The organism is Pandoraea sp. LA3 (genome assembly GCF_022696215.1).
In the GTDB taxonomy this organism is placed as follows: domain Bacteria; phylum Pseudomonadota; class Gammaproteobacteria; order Burkholderiales; family Burkholderiaceae; genus Pandoraea; species Pandoraea capi.
Map to the genome: position 1 here is coordinate 324,451 of NZ_PTPY01000036.1, position 21,767 is coordinate 346,217.

At 66.4% G+C, this 21,767-nt stretch carries 18 protein-coding genes; 12 read left to right on the plus strand and 6 right to left on the minus strand.

Annotated elements, in window-relative coordinates:
- Positions 1-301: 301 nt before the first annotated feature.
- On the plus strand, positions 302-1,537 hold the full coding sequence (locus C5N93_RS19890) for an MFS transporter (RefSeq protein ID WP_242560611.1): 1,236 nt from the start codon (positions 302-304) through the stop codon (positions 1,535-1,537).
- Between the two features lie 131 nt (positions 1,538-1,668).
- Here the strand turns inward: C5N93_RS19890 and C5N93_RS19895 are convergent, their stop codons facing one another.
- Both C5N93_RS19895 and C5N93_RS19900 read right to left on the minus strand, forming a co-directional pair.
- Positions 1,669-2,082, minus strand: coding sequence for a hypothetical protein (locus tag C5N93_RS19895; protein WP_174980892.1), 414 nt, complete (start codon positions 2,080-2,082; stop codon positions 1,669-1,671).
- Positions 2,083-2,295: 213 nt separating this feature from the next.
- Positions 2,296-3,660, minus strand: a complete 1,365-nt coding sequence (locus C5N93_RS19900; protein WP_242560612.1) for a PLP-dependent aminotransferase family protein — start codon at positions 3,658-3,660, stop codon at positions 2,296-2,298.
- Between the two features lie 239 nt (positions 3,661-3,899).
- Between C5N93_RS19900 and C5N93_RS19905 the strand changes: the two genes are divergently transcribed.
- Positions 3,900-5,123 carry an MFS transporter gene (locus C5N93_RS19905; RefSeq protein ID WP_242560613.1) on the plus strand — a complete coding sequence of 408 codons (1,224 nt, stop codon included), beginning with the start codon at positions 3,900-3,902 and terminating at the stop codon, positions 5,121-5,123.
- Here the strand turns inward: C5N93_RS19905 and C5N93_RS19910 are convergent.
- On the minus strand, positions 5,107-6,039 hold the full coding sequence (locus tag C5N93_RS19910) for a MurR/RpiR family transcriptional regulator (protein ID WP_242560614.1): 933 nt from the start codon (positions 6,037-6,039) through the stop codon (positions 5,107-5,109). The two genes, C5N93_RS19905 and C5N93_RS19910, sit on opposite strands and share 17 nt — an antisense overlap.
- A 299-nt stretch (positions 6,040-6,338) precedes the next feature.
- Between C5N93_RS19910 and C5N93_RS19915 the strand changes: the two genes are divergently transcribed.
- The 10 genes from C5N93_RS19915 (at position 6,339) to C5N93_RS19960 (ending at position 18,476) form a co-directional block, all read left to right on the plus strand.
- On the plus strand, positions 6,339-7,682 hold the full coding sequence (locus C5N93_RS19915) for an aspartate aminotransferase family protein (RefSeq protein ID WP_242560615.1): 1,344 nt from the start codon (positions 6,339-6,341) through the stop codon (positions 7,680-7,682).
- Positions 7,679-8,521: a 3-keto-5-aminohexanoate cleavage protein gene (locus tag C5N93_RS19920; RefSeq protein WP_242560616.1), complete on the plus strand. Its 843-nt coding sequence runs from the start codon at positions 7,679-7,681 to the stop codon at positions 8,519-8,521. The genes C5N93_RS19915 and C5N93_RS19920 overlap by 4 nt, the downstream gene beginning before the upstream one ends.
- A gap of 238 nt (positions 8,522-8,759) precedes the next feature.
- Positions 8,760-10,409: a methyl-accepting chemotaxis protein gene (locus C5N93_RS19925; RefSeq protein ID WP_242560617.1), complete on the plus strand. Its 1,650-nt coding sequence runs from the start codon at positions 8,760-8,762 to the stop codon at positions 10,407-10,409.
- Positions 10,410-10,454: 45 nt separating this feature from the next.
- Entirely contained in the window at positions 10,455-11,003 is a 549-nt protein-coding gene (locus C5N93_RS19930; protein WP_242560618.1) for a chemotaxis protein CheW, read from the plus strand.
- Positions 11,000-12,478 carry a CheR family methyltransferase gene (locus C5N93_RS19935; RefSeq protein ID WP_242560619.1) on the plus strand — a complete coding sequence of 493 codons (1,479 nt, stop codon included), beginning with the start codon at positions 11,000-11,002 and terminating at the stop codon, positions 12,476-12,478. The genes C5N93_RS19930 and C5N93_RS19935 overlap by 4 nt, the downstream gene beginning before the upstream one ends.
- A complete protein-coding gene (locus tag C5N93_RS19940; protein WP_242560620.1) occupies positions 12,475-13,143 on the plus strand; it encodes a chemotaxis protein CheW in 669 nt (222 codons plus the stop codon). The genes C5N93_RS19935 and C5N93_RS19940 overlap by 4 nt, the downstream gene beginning before the upstream one ends.
- Positions 13,140-15,623 (plus strand): hybrid sensor histidine kinase/response regulator, encoded by a 2,484-nt coding sequence (locus C5N93_RS19945; RefSeq protein ID WP_242560621.1) that lies wholly within the window; start codon positions 13,140-13,142, stop codon positions 15,621-15,623. The genes C5N93_RS19940 and C5N93_RS19945 overlap by 4 nt, the downstream gene beginning before the upstream one ends.
- Positions 15,620-16,627 carry a chemotaxis response regulator protein-glutamate methylesterase gene (locus tag C5N93_RS19950; RefSeq protein ID WP_242560622.1) on the plus strand — a complete coding sequence of 336 codons (1,008 nt, stop codon included), beginning with the start codon at positions 15,620-15,622 and terminating at the stop codon, positions 16,625-16,627. The genes C5N93_RS19945 and C5N93_RS19950 overlap by 4 nt, the downstream gene beginning before the upstream one ends.
- A 118-nt stretch (positions 16,628-16,745) precedes the next feature.
- Complete coding sequence (locus C5N93_RS19955; protein WP_242560925.1) at positions 16,746-17,711, plus strand: diguanylate cyclase; 966 nt, start codon at positions 16,746-16,748, stop codon at positions 17,709-17,711.
- A 15-nt stretch (positions 17,712-17,726) separates the two neighbouring features.
- On the plus strand, positions 17,727-18,476 hold the full coding sequence (locus C5N93_RS19960) for a glutathione S-transferase (RefSeq protein WP_242560623.1): 750 nt from the start codon (positions 17,727-17,729) through the stop codon (positions 18,474-18,476).
- Positions 18,477-18,491: 15 nt separating this feature from the next.
- Here the strand turns inward: C5N93_RS19960 and C5N93_RS19965 are convergent, their stop codons facing one another.
- The 3 genes from C5N93_RS19965 to C5N93_RS19975 form a co-directional block, all read right to left on the minus strand.
- Positions 18,492-19,124, minus strand: a complete 633-nt coding sequence (locus C5N93_RS19965; protein WP_242560624.1) for a GNAT family N-acetyltransferase — start codon at positions 19,122-19,124, stop codon at positions 18,492-18,494.
- A 136-nt stretch (positions 19,125-19,260) separates the two neighbouring features.
- A complete protein-coding gene (locus C5N93_RS19970; protein ID WP_242560625.1) occupies positions 19,261-20,718 on the minus strand; it encodes a TAXI family TRAP transporter solute-binding subunit in 1,458 nt (485 codons plus the stop codon).
- A 99-nt stretch (positions 20,719-20,817) separates the two neighbouring features.
- Positions 20,818-21,750, minus strand: coding sequence for a LysR family transcriptional regulator (locus C5N93_RS19975; RefSeq protein ID WP_242560626.1), 933 nt, complete (start codon positions 21,748-21,750; stop codon positions 20,818-20,820).
- Between the last annotated feature and the right edge of the window lie 17 nt (positions 21,751-21,767).

The window sequence follows — 21,767 nt, forward strand, 5'->3', positions numbered from 1 at the left end:
GTGCGTGAACGGTGCGCGCCAGGCATGCGTGAGATGGCCTTCCGGCGGCCATCCGCCGCCCTGCAACGTGGCGTTGATGCCGCATTTCGCGTGGCACTCGGATGGCGTAATCGCGACAAAACTTGGCGTAACGGCGATTTACGCATGCTCTACACTTCACTCATTAACTTTCCGGTAGAAATTGGGATCAATCCCAACTTTCCTGCATAGATTGGCCAGCGCCCGGAATGGTGCGGCGCAGACCGGCGTAGACCGGAAAGCACACGTTTTCCAAAGCCTTTGACGTCAATTCATCCATCCCATGTCGAGTCAACCTGCCACGTCCCTCCCCGGCGCCAGCGCGTCGGCCGTGCAGGGCACCGCGTTTCGCGTGCTGTCTGCCATCAGCTTCTCCCACTTGCTCAACGACATGATTCAGTCGTTGATCCTTGCCATCTACCCGCTGCTCAAGTCCGGCTTCCATCTGAGCTTCGGACAGGTGGGGTTGATTACGTTGACGTACCAGATCACGGCGTCGCTGCTGCAACCGCTCGTCGGTCTGTACACGGATAAGCACCCCAAGCCTTACTCGCTGCCGGTCGGCATGGGCTTCACGCTCGTGGGGCTATTGTTGCTGGCGGTGGCGCCGAACTTCGGCATGCTGCTCGTGGCGGCCGCGCTCGTGGGCATGGGCTCGTCGGTGTTCCATCCGGAGTCGTCGCGTGTGGCGCGTATGGCCTCGGGCGGACGTCACGGCATGGCGCAGTCGTTCTTCCAGGTCGGCGGTAACGTCGGCTCGTCGCTTGGCCCGTTACTGGCAGCGCTGATCATCGTGCCGAACGGCCGTGGCAGCGTGGCGTGGTTCTCGGTGGCGGCGCTCGTCGCGATCTTCGTGCTGTATCACGTGAGCCGCTGGTACGCGGTGCAACGCGCAGCGAGCAAGGGCAAGCCGGCGGCGCGCCGGGGCGGCACCGTGCATCTGTCGCAGGGCAAGGTGCTGTTCGCCATTGGCATTCTGCTGGTGCTGATCTTCTCCAAGTATTTCTACCTCGCGAGCATCAGCAGCTACTTCACGTTTTACCTGATCAGCAAGTTCCACGTGTCGGTGCAGAGCGCGCAGGTGCATCTGTTCGTCTTCCTGTTCGCCGTGGCGGCCGGCACGATGATCGGCGGTCCGCTGGGCGACAAGATCGGCCGCAAGTATGTGATCTGGGGCTCGATCCTCGGCGCGGCGCCGTTCACGCTGATGCTGCCGTACGCCAGTCTGTTCTGGACCGGCATTCTGACGGTGCTCATCGGCCTGATTCTCGCCTCGGCGTTCTCGGCGATTCTGGTCTACGCGCAGGAGCTGATGCCGGGCAAGGTCGGCACCGTGTCGGGGCTGTTCTTCGGCTTCGCGTTCGGGATGGGGGGCGTGGGCGCCGCCGTGCTCGGCCAGTTGGCCGACTCCACGAGCATCGACTTCGTCTATCACGTGTGCGCATTCCTGCCGCTGCTGGGTATCGTGACGGTGCTCCTGCCGGACGTCGAAGGACACAAGAAGACGGCTGCCGCTTAAGCGGCCGGCATGACCTGACTTCACGTCGGTCGTGTCAGAACACGGCAACGAAAAACGCCGGCCCGAAAACTCGGAGCCGGCGTTTTTTGTCTGGACAGACGTGTCGCCGTAGACCGGCGAGCCGTCCTGAATTACGGCGTGCCGCGCTTTTGCAGTTCCCAGCGGGCTTTCTCGTTCGCCTTGCACGCGGGCAGCTTGAGCGTGACTTCCTGACCCTTGGCCGTGAGCAGCACGACCAGATCGCGACACGTCCTGTCGCCGTCTTTCTGGGTGTTGGTCGGCGTGATTTGTGCGGCGATGGCAACCGGGTTGCGCGTGCCCTGGTTGGTCCACTCGGTGGTGTCGTTGTCCTGCTTTTCTTCGAGCACGACGCGGGCGGCCTTGGCGAACGACTCGTTGTCCGCCTTGCGCAGGTAGGCCAGCGGCGAGTTGCTCATGAAGGAGAGGTTCGACGCGGCGAACGCGGGCGCGGCCACGCCGGCGCCAATGGCGAGCGCGGTGCCGAGCACCAGCGAGCGGGCGCGAGAGGAGCGGATAAGCGACATTCGGAGTCCTTGGTATTGTCGACGGGGGACGAAGCCTGCGCGATGCCGTGCCGGATGATGCCTTGGATCGGTTCGTCGGGCGCGGCCGCAGGGAGCACGTCGATCATAAAAGAATCTGGCGACGGCGTCATCTCAGCAGGATGGCGCTACTGCCTGCCATCGGGTGGCATCGACGCCCCGCGGCAGGCATTTCACAGACGTCGCCCGGACCGATCAGGCGTGGTGGCGCCCCGAGACGACATCGGCCACCTGGATCAGCGCGGCTTGCAGTGTGGCGTCGGTGTCCGGCGAGCCCAGGGCAACGCGAATGGCCGACGGCGCGGTTTGCCCCGGCGCGGCGAAGGCATCGACGGGCGTCACCGCCACGCCTCGCGATTGAAGGGCCGCCACGACGTCGTCGCAGCGCATCGGTGCCGGCACCGGTAGCAGCCTGTGAAACGCCCCCGCGTAGCCCGTCGACCCCAATCCGGTGAGGCATTGCATGGCGAGGGCCTGACGTTGTGCGGCCAGCGCTCGTTTGCGTACGATCCAGTCGTCGAGCGTGCCGTCGTTCAGCCAGCGCGACGCCAACTGCGCCATGAACGGCGCGGCACTCCAGACGCTGGCCCGCATCGCGGCATGCACGCGGGCGCGCCACTCGGCCGGTGCGATGAGATAGGCGATGCGCAGCCCCGGCGCGGCGGGTTTGGAGAGACTGCATACCTCGAAGGTGCGCTCGGGCGCGAGCAGGCGCAGCGGCGGCGGGGCGTCCGCCACGAGAAAGCCATAGGCGCTGTCTTCGATCAGGAGCAGGTCGTGACGGCGTGCGACGTCCACCAATGCCATGCGTTGTGCGAGCGGCATCACGCCGCCGAGCGGGTTATGCAGCGTTGGCATCGTGTAGACGATGCGCAGGCGTCCCGCATGCGAGCGGCACAGCTTGTCCAGCGCGAGCGGGTCCAGACCGTCCGGTGTCATCGATACCGCAACGAGCGGCACGTCGCGCATGGCCGCCAGCGCTTTCCAGCCGGGGTACGTCAGGGCTTCGACGGCGACCGGTTCGCCCGCGCGGCACAACGCGAGCTGCAACACGTCGAGCGCGTGCTGGCCGCCCGCACAGACGACCAGCGCATCGGGGGAGACGGCGACGCCGTCGCGCCGCGAAAGCCACTGCGCGGCGGCGCGACGGTCGGACAGATGACCGTCGTGCGGCGTGTGGGCGAGCCATGCGCTCAGATCTCCGCCGGATGCCATCTCGCGCAGCGCCTGCCGGAGCGCCTCGGCCTGCTCGGGCAGCACGGGATAGTTGAACGCCAGATCGACACCTTTGAGCACGCCCGGCGACGGTGCCCATTGTGCGAAAGCGGCGGCGGCGCCCACCGCCGGCGAGCGCACGAACGTGCCCCGTCCGACCTCGCCCACCGCCAGACCGCGCCGCGCGAGTTCGGCATAAATGCGGGTGACGGTGGAGATGGCGAGGCCGTGCGTGTCGGCGTAATCGCGTTGCGGGGGCAGGCGCGTGCCCGAGGCGAGATCGCCGGTGGCGATGGCTTCGGTGAGACGCTCGACGTGATCGAGATAGCGGGCGGGCGCGGGCATGGCAAGGGTGTGTTGAAAGACGCGATGCGCGGGAGACGGAAATTGATCTCAGGACAATTCAATAATTGCACTGGATTGATGAGATCGCAATACTGGCTTCGGTGCGGCCCGGTTGGCCTCGTCTCCCCCGGCATCTCCCGCGTCTGTGCCGTTTGCGCTGTTTGCGCCGTCTGCAACTTCATTCGCACGCCCGGCTGACCGGATCGCACCCTCGCTTCGATTCCTCTTCGGTTGACCTCATGCCTCATCACGCTGCCTCCACGACTTCACCGGATCGCCGGTCGTCGAATCCGCCTCGCTGGCCCGTCGCGCTGCTAGCGCTGCAACTGTTTCTCGTGACGTTCGCCGTCAATCTGCAAGCGCCGCTGGTGCCGCATTACGCGGCGGCGAGCGGCCACGGTGCGGGTGTGCAGGCGTTGGCCTTCGCGTGTTACGTGGGCGCACTCGTGCCCACGTTGCTGTTTCTCGCGGGACTGTCGGATCGTGTGGGACGCCGGTTGCCGCTGGCGGTGGCGTTGCTGCTGGGCTTCGTGGGCACCTGGCTGACGTTGCGCTGGCCGACGCTCGTCGCCCTGGGCGGCGCCCGTGCCTGTTACGGACTGGCGACGGGGCTGGTCGCGGGCAGCGGCACGGCCTACATGACCGAGTTGTACGGCGAACGGGAAGATGCCGCCACGCGCGGCGCGGCGCTGGTGGCCGCAGCGACGTCGCTCGGCTTCGGCACGGGGGCGCTGGTGACGGGGGTATGCCTGATCGTTGCGCCGTCGATGTTGCCGCCCGCGAGTCTGTGGGCGTATCTGCCGTTCGCGTTCGTCGCGGCGCTCGCGGTGGCGGCGCTCCCCGCCCCTGCCCGTCACCCGAACGTGCCGTGGCTGCGCTGGCCGGTGCTCGCTCCCGGCACGGTGCCGTTGGGCGTGGCGATTCTGCTGGCGTGGGCGGCAGTGGGGGTCGTCATCGGGGTGGTGCCGTCGGCGCTGGCCGCGCATGGTCATGCCGCATGGGCCGGTTTTGCCACGTTCTTCGTCGTCTCGACGGGATTGCTGTTTCAGCCGGCCGCGCGCCGTATGGCGCCGGTGCGGGCGGTGCGCGTCGGTCTGATACTGGTGCCGCTCGGCTTCGTGGTGCTGGCGCTGGGCGTGGTGTACGTCAATCTGCCGGCACTACTCGTCGGCGCGATCATCGCGAGTTCGGCATGCTACGGATTCACGTATCTCGGCGGCCTGGCGGCGGTCAACGCAGCGGTCGCACCGGCATTGCGGGCGCGCGCGGCAGCGGGGTATTTCCTGTTCGCCTACTTCGGCTTCTCGGTGCCTGTCGTGACCAGCGGATGGCTCGCCGATCACTTCGGCATGCCCGTGGCGCTGGCCCTGTTCACTGCCGCGTTGATCGCGGGGAGTGTGGCGTTGGCGATATCGCTGCGCCGCGAGGGCGCCGCGTCCGCAACGCTCAGGCGTCCGGTTTGACGCGCGGCGTGCCGCCGCCCGCTGAGGGGCTTCCCGTCGGGCTGACGTAAGCCCCGGTGCCGTGCAACTGATCTTCGGCAAGCTCCAGTGCGCGCACCGCACCGCGCCCCTTGCGGGCGAGCAGCATTTCGACGAGCGTCTCCACCACGGCAATGCCCGCGGTGATCGACGGGAAGAACGACGGGCTTTCATGCGAGAACAGCACCGTGACGTCGGCGTCGAGCGCAAGCGGCGAGACGGTCGAGTCCGTGAGGGCGAGCACGCGCGCGCCCGCCGCATGCGCCGCCCGGGCGACGATCAGCGCCTCGTTCGAATATGGTGCGAAGCTGATGACGACCACCACATCGCGTGCCGATAGCGCCCGCAATTCCATCTCCAGCGTGCCCGCCTCGCCGCGAATCAGATGCACCGTCGGCCGGAACAGACGATAGACGTACTGGAACGTGAACGCGATGGGAAAGCACGCGCGAAAGCCCGCCACATGCACGGTGCCCGCGTTGGCGAGCAGATCGACCGCCGCCCCCAGCGACGCATTCGCCCCCGCTTCCGTCAGATCGAGGTTGTTGTGCTGCACGCGAAACATCTCCGGCACCATGCGCGCGGCGTCGCCCTCGCGGATCACTTGCCGCGCACGGCTCGCGTAAGGCTGCGGCCCGAGCCGGATCGATTCCAGAAACAATTCACGAAGCCCGTGCCAGCCGTCGAAGCCGAGATGCTGCGCAAGCCGCACGAACGTGGCCGGTTGCACGCCCGCTTCGGCAGCAATCGCGCGCATGGAACTGATCGGCACGCGTTGCGGATGATCGAGCAGGAAACGCGCGCCCGCCTGAAATTGCGGACTGAGTTGGGGGTAGCGCTCGCGCAACAGTGTGTTCAGTTGGTCGAGCGTCTGCGGCAGCGCTGTGGCTTGTGTCATTGGGGGATGGCAACACGGCGACGAAAGAATGTAACGATTGTTGCATGAAAAGCCGTCGGTGCGCACGGGCTTTCCCTCGCGACTGTGGCCTGTGATGAAACAGCGAGTGTGGTAATGGTGTTGCGTAAAGTGTTGCGACGTAAAAATGAATGAAACATATGTTGCAATGGGCGAGCGATACGCCTACACTGAGCGTCATCGTCCGGGGCGACGACGGCTGTCCGGCCGTCGTGCCCTGCGACATCGCCAAAGCGACATTCACCACCGTCTCGCAGCCAATTTTCGTCAGAGGTCCAGGCATGACTCATGTGTTTCACCGCAACCCGCGCCAGACGCTGCCCGTCGCGGTCGGCGGCAAGGGAATCGAGTTGATCGACAGCAATGGCAAGCACTATCTCGATGCTTGCGGCGGCGCGGCGGTCTCCTGTCTGGGTCATGGGCATCCCCGCGTGATCGAGGCGATGCAGCAGCAGGCGGCGCAACTGGCTTATGCCCACACGTCGTTCTTCACGACGGAAGTCGCCGAGCATCTGGCCGACTCGCTGGCGGCGAGCGCGCCCGGCGATCTGAATCACGTCTACTTCGTCAGTGGCGGCTCGGAGGGCGTGGAAGCGGCGCTCAAGCTCGCGCGTCAGTATTTCGTCGAGATCGGTCAGCCGCAGCGTCAGTACTTCATCGCGCGTCGTCAGAGCTATCACGGCAATACGCTTGGCGCGCTGGCCATCGGCGGCAACGCGTGGCGGCGCGAACCGTTCCTGCCGCTGCTGGTGCCGGCGCATCACGTCTCGCCGTGCTTTGCCTATCGCGAGCGTTTCGATGGCGAGAGCGATGCGGCCTATGTGCAGCGTCTGGCGGACGAACTCGAAGCGAAGATTCTGGAGCTCGGCGGCGACAAGGTGATCGCGTTCGTCGCGGAGACGGTGGTCGGCGCGACGGCCGGCGCGGTGCCGCCGGTCGGCGATTACTTCAAGCGTATCCGTGCCGTGTGCGACAAGTACGGCGTGCTGCTGCTGCTCGACGAAGTCATGTCGGGCATGGGCCGCACCGGCCATCTGTTCGCGTGCGAGGAAGACGGCGTGACGCCGGACATTCTGGTCATCGCCAAAGGTCTCGGCGCGGGGTATCAGCCGATCGGCGCGATGCTCTGCTCCGACAGGATTTTCGACGCCGTCGTCGGCGGCTCGGGCTTCTTCCAGCATGGACACACCTACCTCGGACACGCGATGGCCTGCGCGGCGGCGCTGGCCGTGCAGCGCACGATTGCCGAGGAGAACCTGCTGGAAAACGTGAAGGCACGCGGCGAGCAGTTGCGCGCGCGTTTGCGCGAGGTCTTCGCCGATCACCCGAACGTGGGCGATGTGCGCGGTCGCGGGCTGTTCGTCGGTGTCGAATTCGTCGCCGACCGGGCGACGAAGCAGACCCTGCCGACGGCGGACAAGACACACGCCCGTTTGAAGGCCGCTGCCAAGGCGCGCGGCCTGTTGATTTATCCGATGGGCGGCACGGTCGATGGCGTGCATGGCGACCATGCGCTGATCGCGCCCCCGTTCATCTGCCAGCCGGACGACATCGAGCGCATCGTGGAGCGCCTGGCGCTGTCGGTGGCCGACGTGACCGGTGTGAAGGTCGGAGGTCTGGCATGACGCGGGCCTACGCGCTGGCCGTCGCCCCCAACGGCGCCCGTCGAACGCACGTCGACCACGCGGCGCTGCCGATGACGCCGGACGAACTGGGCGTATGCGCCAAGGCATGTCTGGACGCGGGCGCTGCGATGATCCACTTGCACGTGCGCAAGCCGGACGGCACGCACAGCCTCGAAGTGCCGGACTACATGGCCGGGATCGCTGCCGTGCGTCGCGCCGTCGGCAACGCGCTTGTTTTGCAGGTCACGACCGAAGCCGTCGGCATTTACACGCCGGCGCAGCAGATCGCGACGGTGCAGGCGCTGCGTCCCGAGGCGATCTCGGTGGCGTTGCGCGAAGTGTTGCCCGATGCGGCGCACGCGCCGGCTGCCGAAGCGTTTTTCGCGTGGCTCTGGCAGGAAAATATCGTCACGCAATACATCCTGTACGACACCGAAGACGTTGCGCACTACTGGCGTCTGCGCGCGAGCGGGGCGATTGCCCCTGGGCGTCACTGGGTGTTGTTCGTGCTGGGCCGCTACAGCAAAGGCCAGTTGTCCTCGCCGTCCGACCTGCTCCCGTTTCTCGGCGCCTGGCAGACAGGGGCTCAAACGCTGGGCGAAGACGTGCACGCCACGCCGTGGGCGATGTGCGCTTTTGGTCCGCGCGAGGCCGAGTGCGCACTGGCCGCCGTGTTGCAGGGCGGCCACGCCCGGATCGGCTTCGAGAACAATCTCTACCTGCCGGACGGCAGCGTCTGCCCGGACAATGCGGCGTCGCTCGGCGCTCTGACGTCCGCGGCCACCCCGCTGGCGCTCGCCCCCATGACGGCGGACGCGCTGCGCGAACTGACCCGCTGACCCCCTGATCCCCTGATCCCCTGATCCCTCGACCGCCGGTGCCGTCGCCCGGCATCCGAATCGTGGTCCACCCGGGCGCATTCTGTGCCCGGGAATGCGCATCGAATCAGAAATAAACCCAAATACACGGCCTGACCGGCGTTGCCCGGCCGGGCCGCTGTAATAGAATCGGCGTAACCTCAAAAAGGCCCGCGTCGCCCCCTTCGGCACCGGGCATGAACCCGAACGGGAGCGCGGCGTGAAACACTGGTCGATCCGACATCGCATTCTGGCCAGTTTTGGCCTGATCCTTGCCTTGATGGCCCTGATGGCAGGCATTGCCTATACGCGGCTGTCCGCCATTGAAGCGGAGGCCCGCAGTGTGGAAGACGATTCCGCGCCCGGTCTCTACTACAGCACGATGCTTCGTGGCGCATGGTTCGAAAGCTACCAGTTGCTCCAGCAGGTCGTCGCCATCGACGACAACGATCGCACGCGTGCCGTCGACCTGGACGCCCTGCGCGCTGCCGACACCCGCATCGACGGCTGGCTCAAGGACTATGGCAAGACGGTCAATCGCCCGGTCGACAAGATGCAATACGACGAAGTGCGGGGCACGCGCAGCCAGTACGGGCGCATCAGCACGCAGGTGCTCAAGCTTGTCGCCGATGGTCAGATGCCTGCCGCACGCGCCATGCTCACGGAGCAGCTCTACCCGGAATGGGGACGCGGCCGCGCGGCGATCCAGCGTCTGGTCGATACCAACAAGACCTATGCGGACGACGCCACGCACAACATTGGTGAAGCCGTGACGGCGGCCAAGGCCACGATGCTCATCACGCTGGTGGTGGCGCTGGCGGTGGCCGTGCTGGCCGGCTGGTTGCTGTTCCGCGCGATCAGCGTGCCGCTTGCGAGCGTCATGCAGATTCTCGAAGTCATGCGCGCGGGCGATCTGACCAAGCGTCTCGATCTGGAGCGCCGTGACGAATTCGGCGCCCTGGAGTCGGGCTTCAACCGGATGACGGACGAATTGACGGGCCTCGTCGGACAGGCGCAGAAATCGGCGCTCCAAGTCACGACATCGGTGACCGAAATTGCCGCGACGTCGCGTCAGCAACAGGCGACGGCATCGGAGACGGCGGCGACCACGACGGAAATCGGCGCGACGTCGCGTGAGATTTTTGCAACGTCACGCGATCTGGCGCGCACCATGACCGAAGTGGCGGGCGTGGCCGAACATGCGGCATCCCTTGCGGGCACGGGCCACGTCGGCCTCACGCGCATGGAAGAGGCGATGCGTCACGTGGTGGAAGCCGCAGGCTCCGTGAACGGCAAGCTCGGCATCCTCAACGAGAAGGCCGGCAACATCAATCAGGTCGTGACGACGATCACGAAGGTGGCGGACCAGACCAACCTGCTCTCGCTCAACGCGGCGATCGAAGCCGAGAAGGCCGGCGAGTACGGGCGCGGCTTCGCGGTGGTGGCGACGGAGATCCGTCGTCTTGCCGACCAGACCGCCGTGGCGACCTACGACATCGAACAGATGATCAAGGAGATCCAGTCGGCCGTGTCGGCCGGGGTCATGGGCATGGACAAGTTCTCCGAGGAAGTGCGTCGCGGCATGGACGAAATGCGTCAGGTCGGCGATCAGCTCGCGCAGATCATTTCACAGGTGCAGACGCTGCCGCCGCGCTTCCAGGTCGTCAATGAAGGCATGCAGGCGCAGGCGACCGGTGCCGAGCAGATCAATCAGGCGCTGGTGCAACTCTCCGAAGCTGCGCAGCAGACGGCCGAGTCGTTGCAGCAATCGAGTCAGGCGATCGAAGAACTCAATCACGTCGCCAACGGGCTCAAGAGCGGGGTGTCGCGCTTCAAGGTGCAGGCGCTCCCGCCCTCGGGTCTGGTCTGACGTTACCGATACACCGTACCCTCGTCGTCACTCGCGGACACCGACATGCTGTTCCTGCGTTTTGCTATCGCGACCGATCATTACGTCATCGAAGCCAGTCATGTGGCCGAGGTGCTGCCGTGGCTGGCGCTCAAGCGCCTGCCTGCGGCGCCTGTCTGGGTCGCGGGGGCGTTCAGCTACCGGGGCGAATCCGTCCCGGTCATCGATCTGACGTGTCTGGCCACGGGGCACGGTGCGCCCGAGCGACGCTCGACGCGACTGGTGCTCGTGCACTACCCCGCGCCCGGCCCGCACGCGCGGCGGCTCGGCGTGCTCGTCGAGCGGGCGACCGACACCTTGCGCGCGGACGCCGCCGCCTTCAAGTCGAGCGGCATCGATCTGCCCGAGGGCCGCTATCTCGGCCCGGTGCTCGATACGGAAGACGGGCTCGTGCAGTGGGTGCACATCGACCAGTTGCTGAGCGACGACGCTCGTGCGCTGCTGTTCGACGCCGCGAAGGATGCGCTGGCGGATGAGGCGGCCGCTGCCGCCGACGGTGACACGAACGGGGCCGGCGAGGTGAACGAAGTCAACGCAGCGAGGGCGTCGTCATGAGCCACGTGCAGGACATCGAACGTTTGCTGCGCGACACGATGGGACTCGATGCCGAAACGCTCGGCGTCAATGCCATCGAACGCGCGGTGCGTGCACGTCTTGCCGCCCTCTCCGCCGAGATGCAGGACACGCCGCCCTACTCGCGTTACTGGCAGCGACTGCAACAATCGCCGCAGGAACTTCAGGCGCTGATCGAAGCGATCGTGGTGCCCGAAACATGGTTCTACCGGCATCGCGAAGCGTTCACAGCGCTGACCCAGATGGTGCAGGAGGCGCGCGCGTCGCGTCGCGGCACCCCGCGCGAAGCGCAGCCCATCCGCTTGCTGAGTCTGCCGTGCTCGACCGGCGAGGAACCCTACTCGATGGCGATGACGATGTTCGACGCGGGATTCGCGGCGAACGACTTCACCATCGATGCGCTCGACATCAGCGAGCGTGCGCTCGCCGTAGCGCGCGAAGGGCGTTACGGGCGCAACTCGTTTCGCGGCCCGCCGGGCACGATGCTGTTTCGCGACCGCTATTTCACTCCGGAAGACGAGAACTTCCGTGTCATCGGCGCCCTGCGTTCGCAGGTGCGCTGGCACGCGGGCAATCTCTTCGACGCGTCGCTCGTCGACCGGCTGGGCACGTTCGATTTCGTCTTCTTCCGTAACGTGCTGATCTATTTCGATCGCGACGGGCAGCGTCGTGCCATCGCGGCGCTCGAACAGCTCATGCGCATGGGCGCGACGCTCTTCGCCGGACCGGCCGAAGGGGGCACGCTCACCAGCAACGGGCTGGCGCCGACCGGGCACGTGCAGGCCTTTTCGTTCCGTGTCGCCGGGCCGGTGCGCGACGTGAAGGTGCCGCCTGCCGGGACGTCGCGTCCGACGGGCACGCTCGAGACCTTCCGTGCGAGCGCGCCGCACAGCCCCGTCGACGCTATCGCGCAACACCGGCCGACGCACGCGGTGCAAGTGGCTCATGTGGCGCATGCCGCCCCAGCCGCCGCAGCAGCGTCGAGCGTTCGATCTTTCGCGCCACCCAGCGCTGCGTCACCGGAGCCGGCGAGACCCGCTGCGTTCGAGAGCATCGATGCCGCCGCCCGCGCTGACCTTGCTGCCCAACTGGTGCAAGCGGGGGCCGCCGCCGATGCCGGCGACTTCGTGCAAGCCGTCGCGTTGTGTCGCGCCGTACTCGCTGCTGACCGCGCCAACGCACAGGCGGAATATCTGCTGGGGCTGGTCGAGGATGCTCGCGGCGACGCGCAGGGCGCGCTCATTCATTACCGTCGCGCGTTGTATCTCGATCCGGGACACTACGAAGCGCTCGTTCACTGCGCCGCGCTGCTCGATGCACGTGGCGATGCGGCGGGCGCGAAACGTTTGCTGGAGCGCGCCGACAGAGCCGAACGTGCCGAACGCAACGCGACGAACACTACGACGACTTCCGAATCGCATGACCAGAGGCATCGCCACGGGACACGACATCGATGACCGATCACGAAATTGCGCCTGACGCCGGTCCCGTGTCCGGCGAGCGCTCCCACACTGCCGGATCGCCCGGATCTCCCGGTACGCCGCCCGCCGGTTCGCTGCACCGCAAAGCCGCCGAACTGCTCGACCGTCTGCCGGTCGTGCCTGTCGACCCTACGCCGTGGCGCGCCAAGGCTGACGGACAGGAGATGATGCGCGGCACGTCGCTGCTGGTTTTCCGTCTCGCCGACGAATGGCTGGCGCTGCCTGCCGCTACGATCGAAGAAGTCGCGCCGATGCGTGGCTGGCATTCGGTGCCGGGGCATCGTCAGCGCGCGCTGCTCGGACTCGTCAACCTGCGTGGCGCGCTTGTGCCGTGCCTGTCGCTCGGCGAACTGCTTGGCGTGCAGCCCGCACCGCAAACGCAGACGTCCGCCACGAACACCCTGCGCGCGAGCACGGCGCGATTGCTGGCGTTGCGTCATGGGCATCACCTGAGCGCGTTTCCCGTCACGGAAGTGCACGGCACGGTCGCCCCCGCGAGTACGGCGTTGGGGCCGGTGCCCGCGACGGCGCTGGGTGCGTCGGATGGGTTTGCCGTGGCAGTGCTGCCGTGGCGCGACCATATCGTCGGCGTGCTCGACCCGTTGCGCGTGGGCGCGGCGTTCGACCGGAGCCTCGCATGAGCGACGATCTGCAAAACGCCACGCTGCTCGACCTGTTCCGCATGGAGACGGAAACGCAGGCGCAGGTGCTCGGCGACGGGCTGCTCGCGCTCGAACGCGCCCCGACCGATGCGTCCCGGCTCGAAGCCTGCATGCGGGCGGCACACTCGCTCAAAGGCGCTGCGCGAATCGTCGGCGTGGAAGCGGGAGTGTCGCTCGCTCACGTGCTTGAAGACGCCTTCGTTGCCGCACAACGCGGTGCGCTCGTGCTTGACGTGCCAATCATCGACCGGCTGTTGCAGGGCGTGGATCTGTTGATGCGTCTTGCGCATCCGCCGGGGCGTGATCCGAACTGGGCGCAAGGCGCCGGTCGCGCGGAGATCGACACCTTCGTGAGCGCGCTCACGCAAACGCTGGCGTCGCTTGCCGGCGATGGCGCGCAAGCCGCCGCATCGTCGGAAGCGCCGGATGCGTTCGACTACGCCAGCTATGGCCTGTCGACCCGTGACGCAGACGAGACACCTGCCCTCTCTGACGACACGACGTCGCCAATGTCGCCGACGGCACCGCAGCCGGTGTCTACGCCGATGCTGTCCACCTCGACACCTTCGTCACGGACGCAGTCGTCATCACCATCACCGTCGCTCTCCCCATCGCCCGACACTCCCGGCAAACGCGAGACGTTCGATGCACCGGGCGGTGCCGACACCGCGGGCAATGCCGATGCCTCGGACAACGCCACGCGTGCGCTGCGCGTCTCGGCGGACAACCTCGATCGTCTGTTGCGACTGTCGAGCGAGGCGCTGGTGGCGTCGCGCTGGTCGCAACCGTTCGCGCAATCGTTGCAGCGTCTCAAGCGTCATCAGCACGAGGCGGGCGATGCACTGGATCGTGTGAGTTCGGCGCTCGCGCAAGTGGCCGACCGTTCGGACGAAGACCGTCAGGCGATGCTCTCGGCGCTGGCGGATCTTCGCCGCGCGCTAGGCGGGGGCGCTCAGTTGCTGGCGCAGCAGATTCACGAACTCGACGACTTCGACCGACGCTCGACGCAACTCTCGCAGCGTCTGTACGACGAAGCGCTCGCGTGTCGTATGCGGCCTATCGACGATCGCCTGGGCGGCTTCGCCCGCATGGTGCGCGATCTTGGCCGCTCGCTCGGCAAGCCCGCGCGACTCGAAATTCGCGGTGCCGATACGCAGGTCGACCGCGACATTCTCGACCAGCTCGAAGCGCCGCTCGGACACTTGCTGCGCAATGCCGTCGACCACGGGCTGGAAAGTCCGGAGGGGCGTGCGGCGGCGGGCAAACCTTCCGAGGGCGTCATTACCCTGAGCGCGCGCCACAGTGCGGGGCTGCTGCTCGTGAGCGTGGCCGACGACGGCGCGGGCATCGACATCGCGCGTGTGCGCGACACCGTCGTCAAGCGGGGACTGGTCGCACCGGACACCGCGCAGCGTCTGGACGATGACGAACTGCTCGAATTCCTGATGCTGCCCGGCTTCACGCTGCGCGACACGGTCACGGATGTGTCGGGGCGCGGGGTCGGCCTCGATGCCGTGCGCGCGATGGTGGCGATGGTGCGTGGCACGGTGCGTATCGAACATTCGCCGGGGCGCGGCACGAAGTTCATTCTGCAATTGCCGCTGACGCTTTCGGTGGTGCGCAGCCTGCTCGTCGAGGTCGCCGGGGAGCCGTACGCGCTGCCGCTTGCGAACCTGTCGCGTACGCTGGCGTTGCCGCAGGAGCATATCGACATGCTCGAAGGCCGCCCGCATTTCACGCTGGACGGCAGACAGATCGGACTCGTGAGCGCGCAGCAGGTGTTGTGTGGCACCGAGCCCTCGGGCGTCGCCGGCGATCAGCCGGTCGTGGTCTTTGGCGAGGGCGAGGCGCGCTACGGTTTAGCCGTCGATAAATTCCTCGGCGAGCGTATGCTGGTCGTGCAGCCGCTCGATGCCCGGCTCGGCAAGGTGCCCAACATCGCGGCGGGCGCGCTGGCGGAAGACGGCTCGCCGTTGCTCATCATCGACACGGCCGATCTGGTGCGCTCGATTGCCAAGGCCGTGGAGATGGGATCGCTGGAACGGTTGCCGATGCGGGCGGCGCAGACGAGCGGGCGCTCACGCAAGCGCGTGCTCGTCGTCGATGATTCGCTGACCGTGCGCGAGCTGGAGCGCAAGCTGCTCGCGGCGCGCGGTTACGACGTGAGTGTGGCGGTAGACGGCATGGACGGCTGGAACGCGGTGCGCAGCGAGACGTTCGACATGGTGATCACCGACGTCGACATGCCGCGCATGGACGGCATCGAGCTGGTCACCCTGATCAAGCGCGATGCACGCACGGCGGAACTACCGGTCATGATCGTTTCATACAAGGATCGTGAGGAAGATCGACAGCGCGGACTCGATGCGGGTGCCGATTATTACCTCGCGAAGGGCAGCTTCCACGACGACGCGTTGTTGCGCGCTGTCGTGGATCTCATCGGGGAGTCGGGGTCATGAGAATCGGCATCGTCAACGATTCGGTCATCGCAGTAGAAGCCCTTCGCCGTACGCTCGCGCAGCGACCGGGTCTGGAGGTCGTCTGGGTCGCGCACGACGGTGAGCAGGCGGTACGCATGTGCTCACCCGTGCCGCCCGATCTCGTACTGATGGATCTCGTCATGCCGGTCATGGATGGCGTTGCCGCCACGCGCGAGATCATGCGCCGCACACCGTGCCCGATTCTGATCGTGACGTCCGATGTGGGTCATCACGCGAGCCTCGTGTACGACGCGATGGGCGCAGGCGCGGTCGACGCGGTCGACACGCCGGTGCTGGGGACGTCGGATCTCGCACGTCCTGCGTCGTCGCTGCTCGCCAAGATCGAAGCGATTGCCGCACAGCAAGCCGATGCGCGGGTGCCGCAGACGAGCGCACCGCCGCGCGTCTCGTCCGGCACTGACGCGCTGGTGGCCATCGGCGCCTCGGCGGGCGGCCCGGCCGCGCTGGCCACGTTGCTCGGGCGACTGCCGGCGAACTTCGGTGCGGGTGTGATCGTCGTACAGCATGTGGACGATGCCTTCGCGCCGGGCATGGCGGCGTGGCTCGATCAGCAGACGCCGCTCAAGGTCCGGTTGGTCGAGGCGGGAGAGCGTCCGGTCGCCGGGGCGGTGTTGCTGGCGGGCGGCAACCGGCATTTGCGAGTGGACGCGAGCGGGCGCTGCGTGTATACCGACGAACCCAGAGACGCGGTATATCGTCCGTCCATCGATGTGTTTCTGGGCAGCGTGGCCGAACACTGGCGCGCGCGGGCGGTCGGCGTGCTGCTGACCGGGATGGGGCGCGACGGCGCCGCAGGCCTCGGCGCCATGCGCACGCAGGGTTTCATTACGATCGCGCAGGACCGCGCAACGAGTGCGGTGTACGGCATGCCCAAAGCGGCAGCCGAAGCGGGTGCGGCCTCGCAGATTCTGCCGCTGCCGAGCATTGCGCCACAATTGGTGACGCTGTTCGGCACCGTGTGAGCAGAACAACGAGATGAAAGAATCAGAGGGACGAACAACGATGACGACAACCCCGCACCAACCCAAGCCGGACCCGCAGCCGATCGGCAGCGAAAGCAGCCTGAGCGAATCGTCGGCCATGGTGCTGCTGGTCGACGATCAGGCGATGGTCGGCGAAGCGATCCGCCGCGCGCTGGCCGGCGAGCCGAACATCGACTTCCACTATTGCTCGAATCCGGAAGACGCGTTGCGTGTGGCCGAACAGACCCGCCCGACGGTCATTCTTCAGGATCTCGTCATGCCGGGCACCGACGGTCTCTCGCTCGTGCGTCAGTACCGCGCCAGCCCGCTTACTCGCGACATTCCGATCATCGTGCTGTCCACGAAGGAAGAGTCGACGATCAAGCGCGAAGCCTTCTCGGCAGGGGCCAACGACTATCTGGTCAAGCTGCCCGATACCATCGAGCTGGTGGCCCGCATTCGTTACCACTCTCGCTCCTACATGAACCTGCTGCAACGCGACGAAGCCTACCGTGCGCTGCGCGAGAGTCAGCAGCAGTTGCTGGAGACGAATCTGGAACTGCAACGGCTCACGCATTCCGACGGCCTCACCGGACTCGCGAACCGTCGTTACTTCGACGAGTACTTCGGTGCGGAGTGGCGCCGTGCCTTGCGCGAGCAGCGCGAGATGGCGTTGCTGATGATCGACGTCGACAACTTCAAGATCTACAACGACACCTACGGGCACATTGCCGGTGACGACGTGCTGCGTCGCGTGGCACGTACGATCGCCGACGCGGCGTCTCGTCCGGCGGATCTGGCGGCGCGCTTCGGCGGCGAAGAGTTCGTGATGGTGTTGCCGAACACGTCGGCCAGCGGGGCGGCGGCGATTGCGGAGAAGGTGCGCGCGCTGATCGAAGCGATGGCAATTCCGCACGTGGGCTCGGCCAACGGCCGGCATGTCACGATCAGTCTCGGCGGCGCGGCGTTGGTGCCGCGTACGCACATGGCGTCGACCTCGTTGATCGAGTCGGCGGATCTGGCGCTGTACCGCGCCAAGCAACAGGGCAAGAATCGCGTGGAGATGCAGCCAGGCGCTTCCTGAGCCTGAGGAGGGTGCATGACCTTCGAGCTGTTCTATTGGCCGGGCCTGCAAGGGCGCGGCGAGTTTGTCCGCCTCGCCTTCGAGGCCAGCGGCACACCGTATGTGGAGATCGTTCAGGGTGACGAACCCGGGCAGGGCATCGACGGGCTTCTGCACACGATGGACGATCCCGGCTGCGTCGACCCGCCCTACGCCCCGCCCTTCCTGCGTGTGCGCCACGCCTCGGGCGACGAGCTGATCGGGCAGACCGCGAACATCCTCGCCTATCTCGGGCCGCTGCTGGGTCTGGTCGGCGAATCGCCGCGTGCGCGCCGCTGGGTCAATCAACTGCAACTGACGCTCGCCGACCTCGTCGCCGAGGTGCACGACGGCCACCATCCCATCGCCAGCCGGCTCTATTACAGCAATCAGCGTGCGGAAGCGCGCAAGCGCACGGCCGATCTGATCGACTACCGGCTGCCGAAATTCTTCGGCTATTTCGAACGTGTACTGGCGAACAACCCGAACGCGGGCGGATGGCTGTCGGAGGGCGCGATGTCGTATGCCGACCTGTCGCTGTTCCAGGTGATCGAGGGGCTGTATTACGCGTTTCCACGCGCCATGTCGGGCTTTGCCAGGGCGTTTCCTCGCTGTCAGGCGGTGCGCGACGCCGTCGCGGATGCGCCGCTGGTCGCGGCGTATCTGAAGTCGTCCCGGCGTGTCGCGTTCAACACCACCGGTATCTTCCGTCACTACAAGGAACTGGATCGCGCCTCGCCGTTTTGATGCGCGATCAGGCGATCACTCCGGCAGCGTCGTATCCCCGGCGTTCAGCGGACGTTGCATCAGCACGGTGTCGACCCAGCGTCCGAATTTGAAGCCGACGGACTTGAGCATGCCCGCATGTTCGAAACCGCACGCCGCGTGCAGCGCGAGCGACGCCTGATTGCCGCTGTCGCCCACATTCGCGATCAATTGCCGCCACGGGCCGCCTTCGCAACGCGCGATGAGGGTGAGCAACAATGCGCGGCCGACGCCTTGCCCGATAGCGTCGGGGGCGATGTACACCGAATCCTCCAGCGTGAACCGATACGCCGAGCGCGGACGATAGTGCGTGGCGTACGCGTATCCCAGCACCTTGCCGTCGCGTTCGGCGACGAGATACGGCAGACCGGCGTCGCGCACCTTCGCGCAGCGCGCGCGCATCTCCGCTTCGTCTGGCGGGACTTCTTCGAACGACGCCGAACCGGTGCGCACGTGGTGGGCGTAAATGGTCGTGATGGCGGGCAGATCGTCGTCGCGCACAGGCCGCACGGTGCAAGCGCTGCGCGCGAGTTCGGTGCCGATGCGACGCGAAGCCCCCGTGTCGGACGCTGCCGCCGACGAAGACGATGTCGGGGAATGAGACGAATGAGAGGTGTCAGGCGACGACATACGAGCGAACCGGAGCATGAGATGTCAAGACGGACCGGCGTTCCGGTCCGCGAATGTCAGCAGTGTGCGCCGACCCTTGTCATAAGAAAAGCTTGTGTCGATTATGAATCGCATAAGCCTTTCTTTGGGATGCGCGTCATGCGTCTTTCGACCGTTGCTCGCCCGTATTGCCGTCGCCGTCATTATCTTCAGCGGGCGCGGCGGGGACGCCGCCGGCACGCTGGACAGCGTCGCCTGTGGGGGCGGCGGGCTCAGCGTTCATGGCGTCGAGCCGTTGCCGCACGAAGCCGATGTGTTCACGCAGCACGTAGAACTGGTCGGCATAGGCGAGCGGAATTTTCAGCCGGTTGACGGCAGCCTCCACGGCGTCGAGCCGGTGCCGCAGGTTCTGATATTCCGTGTGGGCGTTGTCTGCCAGCGCCTCGCGTTCCAGCGCGATGAGCGCACCGTACCAGCGATACAACCGCGACTTCACACGCCAGCTATACAGCGACGGCACCAGCCGGAAGGCCGGGATCAGCACCACGATGATCGGCACGAGCAACACGACGATGCGATCGGCAAGGCTTGCAATCCAGAACGGCAGATGCCGGTACAGGAAACCCTTGCCCGACTTGTAATAACGCGCGGCGTCGTCCGAGATCGGGAATTCGTGTACCTGCGACGACGGAAACTCGTCCGCACGTTGCAGCAGATTTGCCTTGCCGTGCACTTCGCGCGCGGCCTCGATCAGCAGATCGGACAGCGCCGGGTGCAGACTTTCCCGGGCGACGAGTTCGACCGTCGGGCTGATGACGTGCACCGGCTGGGCGGGCAGGTTGCGTCCGAGGTCGAAGACCCCGCGCGGCAACGTCAACACGTTGAGATAGGTAAAGCGGCGCGTATAAGCGTCGGCCTGTGCGAAGTCCATCAGCCGGACGCCGGGCGTGCGGATGAGCTTGCCCATCGTCGGACCGGTGGCGGTGTCGCCGGTGAGCATGGCGGCGTCCACGCGACCGTCGATCAGCGCTTGCGCGGCCTCCTGTCCGTCGTAGGCCGTGAGCGTGGTCGTGCCGCCCGGCTCGATGCCGTTCGCCTTGAGTAACGTCAGCGACAGCGCGCGTGCACCACTGCCCTCTCGGCCGATGGCGATGCGCTTGCCGGCGAAGTCCGAGAGCTTGGTGACGCGCGGACCGCTATAGAACACTGAAATGGGCGCGTAGAACATGCTGCCGAGTGACACGAGGCCGTCGGTATCGAGGCCCTGCGACACGCCCCCCTGCACGAGACCGAGGTCGACGTTCTGGTGATCGTCGGCAAGACGCTCGACGTTCTGACGCGAGCCTTCGGATGGCAACACATTGAGGGTGATCCCGTCGCGCGCGAGGATGGTCTTGTAGCGCTGCGCCGCGTTCCAGAACGAGCTGCCTTCCGGACCGGCACTGATGGTGACGGTGCGTGGCGGCGCCGGTTGCACGAGCCACACGGCAAGCCAGATGGCCGCAATCGCGATCAGGACCACGGGGCCGAAGGAGACGGCGAGATCTCGCCAGGAAATCGCGACGAAGCGCGCGCGGAGTCGCCGGTGGGCGGGTTGGTTCGAGTCAGTCGTCATTACTTGATCAGGCGGGCTTGTCCAACACCTGGCCGATCATACGCCATCTACGGACACCCTTTTCAGTGCCGGACCAAAACGGCAGGGCGTCCGGAAGGGTCAGCGATTGGCGAGACTTTGTGCGAGCTGCTTCCAGAGGTGATCGGCCGCGGGCGAGAGACGGCGTCCGACGCGGGTCATCATCTGGCTGGAGAACCCCGCGGCAATCGGATGATCGATGGGCACCGCGACCAGTTCGCCGAGTTCGATGCCGCGTCGCGCCGTGATCGCCGACATGAACGCCACGCCGAGACCGGCGGCGGCGAGCGTCTGCGCCGTATTGAACAGGTCGACGCGATAGGCGGGCGTCACGTTAAGCCGGGCGGTATCGAGCACCGAGTGCACGAAATGCTGCACGCCGTGCGCTTCCGTCATGAAGATGAGCCGCTCATGCACCAGTTCCGATGGCGGCACGCTGGTCATCTTCGCGAATCGGTGCGTGGGGGCGACCACGGCGCACAGCGCCTTCGCGGCGAAGGGATGGATGCGCATGGCCGGGTCGTCCTCGGAGCGCGCGCACAGGCCGATGTCGACCACGTCGTCGCGCACGAGCGACAGCACCGCAGGCGTGGGGCCGGAGCGGATCTCGACGAGGATGTCGGGATAGCTCATCGAGAAGCGCTGCAACGCCTGCGCGATCAGCCGCCCGATGAAGCCCTCGCCCACGCCGATCGCCACCCGTCCGCGCTTCAGATGCCGGTATTCCTCAAGGCGCGCCGACAGATCGCGCTGGCGGCGCTGGCCGTCGCGGTAGTAATCGATGAGTACCTGACCGATTTCGGTGACGCTCACGTTGCGTCCGCGCCGCTCGATGAGCGGGAAGCGCAGACGCCGCTCCAGCGCCGCGATCTGACGGCTGACCACCGAGGGGTTCACGCCGAGCGATTCGGCGGCCATGCGCACGCCGCCGGTCGCGGCAATTTCGGCCAGGTATTTGAGCGGACGCTCGCCGATGTCGTCCATCCATGAATCGCCGGTCATCATTGGTTTCATCGTTGTTTCACCGCTAC